We start from the raw sequence: 2479 nt of genomic DNA, 5'->3' as shown, positions 1-2479 counted from the left end.
TGGTGGGATATTCAGTGAGGGAATTCAGCAAATTAGAAAAGCAATATATAGTGCGATCGCGTAACGCTCATGCTTGGACTCAAGTATATCTAGATGGCAAGTGGCAAACTTTCGATACTACTCCTGCTTCTTGGATTGCTTTTGAAAATCGCAACCAATCCCCATGGCAAAACTGGAAAGATCTTTTTTCTTGGATTGGGTTTCAGTTTGCTCGAATTGTCACGGTTTGGCAAAATTTAGGCAAGACTAATTTCCTGTGGTTGTTAGCTATTCCTTTAGGGGTAATTCTCATTAGAGAGTTTACCGATCGAGGAGAAAAAAGACGTTTAACCATGCAGCGAATCAACCACAAGCAAACCGAACGACTAGTGACTGGTGCTGACTCCGAACTTTACGCGATCGAGCAAGAATTAAACAAAATCGGATTGGGACGCGATCGCTCTGAAACTTGGAAAGATTGGCTGACTAAATTGCAAAATAATCCTGAAATTAGTTACGGAATTCGAGACTTAGAAGTTATTATTGAAATTCACTATCGCTATCGCTTCGATCCACATGGTATAGACACTCAATCAAGAGCCAAGCTACGGTCTAAATGTCAGGAGTGGTTGGAAAAATACCGCGAATCAACTACTAGTCATTAGTTATAAACAATACTTATTGGTTGACAAATAAAATGAAAATTATTATATCTTAATATTAAGGTTAATCTACATTTGTCTTTTTACGCTCGACCGTAAAAACTAAGCTAAAAACGGAAGTCAGTTATTTATAAATGCGTAAAAATGCCTATAAAAATTATTATCAGAGGTCTATCCCATGCTCAGCCTTTCATTAGTGACTCTATCTATCGCCATCATTACTTTACTGATCAGTTTCAAAATCAATGATGATGTCTTCAAAGCTGCGATCGGGTTTACGTCCGTTACTTTTTCGTTAGTAACTTTATTTTGCGCTCCTTGGATCTTAAAATTATCTTTAGTTGGTGTTTCTCTAATAATTGCATCTTGGAATTCTTGGTCTACTGAAAATTTATAATAGTAATCTTTAATTTTTCTGGGATCGGAAATCTGCCTTCGTTCTTTGCCGTTTCAGAGATGGAAGACACGAGGGAAATTATCTGATAATATTACGAATTATTAACATTAAGATTACTTCTTTAATTTGCACATGAATTTAATATTTGCAGTAGCGGGAGAATTTCCTACTTATTTTGTCGCCGTGTATGTAGTAGGCTTTATTGCTGCCGTATCTATCGGCTCTTTGGCTTGGTACAATTCCAAACGCCCTGCGGGATGGGAAAATGCCGAACGCCCTGATATTGTGCCTAAAATCAACGAGGAAGAGAATTCCGAAAACTAAAATTGCCTTCGACACAAATCAATAACTAGAGGCTTGCAACAGGTAAAGGTAAAGATACTCTGAAAATATGCAATCAAGAGTATTTACAATTAAACTGTTGCATTCTTTTTAAGTCTGGTCATAAATAAACTCTATTTAATACTGCGATCGCCGAACAGACGATCCTCAAAAGCTGCAAATTATTCCTCGATGGGGTTTTGAAGTCGATCTCCAATTAAATTGCGAATAAATTGACTGTATTCATCCTTCATGGGAATTTCTAAATCCAAATAAATTTTCTGACGATTTACTATAGTATTTTCTCCTGTTTGAGGGTTGTATCCTTCTTTGTTGTATTCCTGCCAATAAACTCCAACGCCTCTTTTTTGCCAAGAGGGCAAATTGTTAAAATTAATCCCATGTTCAAATAGCAATTCATGTTTATTCCCTTGGGACATACCACTCATGATTGATGTTGCTTTTCTGGCAGTTCGACCATCTCGACGCAAACACCAATAGCAATGGGCGCTCAGAGAATTGCGATCAGCATCCTGTTGTCGCCAGCGAAAATAGTCAACTACTAACTCGATATTGGGTAACTGAGAAATGCGACAGTCAAAGCAACCAATATCTTGGAGTAGCAAAGAAAATTTGGCACTAGCTTCGCTGGCTAAAACCGAATTTAGCTTCCGTAGTTTGCGACTGAAGGTATTATCGGCAATATCGAGCAACAGAGAGATTTCATCGCTTTGAGTGTAGCCATAAATTACTTTAAAACCACAAGTCATCAGATGTTCGACTGTAGCCAACATATAATCGCGAAATTGCTCGTCAAAAGGGGCTTTAAATTGATGGGTTTCTTTAGTTAGACGAGTGAAATTACGTCCGTCTAGTCTGGCTACCATGTAAACATTAGGTAAAACAGAATAGTCGTGAGTCGTTTCGTAGACTCGCATTTTGGCATCAAATTCATCAAAGTGCATTATTCAATCCAGGGTTCGATCGCAAAGGAATTATTCGGGGCAAGTTTAACATGATATAGTCGGTCGAAACCCTCTTCATAACTGGGTAATTCTAATTTTTTAGCAGTAGCTAAAATACCCACCATCGGAATTTTCGACTGGCGATCGCGCTGGCT

At 38.2% G+C, this 2479-nt stretch carries 4 protein-coding genes; 3 read left to right on the top strand and 1 reads right to left on the bottom strand.

What is annotated here, in order from left to right; genetic code table 11:
• The 3 genes from AC33VI_RS23420 to psb35 form a co-directional block, all read left to right on the top strand.
• Window positions 1-644: transglutaminase-like domain-containing protein (locus tag AC33VI_RS23420; RefSeq protein WP_491784667.1), on the top strand; the 644-nt coding region annotated here is incomplete at its 5' end.
• A 175-nt stretch (window positions 645-819) separates the two neighbouring features.
• Entirely contained in the window at window positions 820-1038 is a 219-nt protein-coding gene (locus AC33VI_RS23415; protein ID WP_491784666.1) for a hypothetical protein, read from the top strand.
• Between the two features lie 132 nt (window positions 1039-1170).
• A complete protein-coding gene (gene psb35 / locus AC33VI_RS23410) occupies window positions 1171-1362 on the top strand; it encodes a photosystem II assembly protein Psb35 (protein WP_491784665.1) in 192 nt (63 codons plus the stop codon).
• Window positions 1363-1541: 179 nt separating this feature from the next.
• Here psb35 and AC33VI_RS23405 read toward each other — a convergent pair whose 3' ends face one another.
• Window positions 1542-2324 carry a tRNA(His) guanylyltransferase Thg1 family protein gene (locus tag AC33VI_RS23405; RefSeq protein ID WP_491784664.1) on the bottom strand — a complete coding sequence of 261 codons (783 nt, stop codon included), beginning with the start codon at window positions 2322-2324 and terminating at the stop codon, window positions 1542-1544.
• Window positions 2325-2479: the final 155 nt, after the last annotated feature.

The sequence above is a fragment of the Waterburya sp. genome (assembly GCF_058530065.1).
This window is presented reverse-complemented; position numbering and strand designations above follow the sequence as displayed.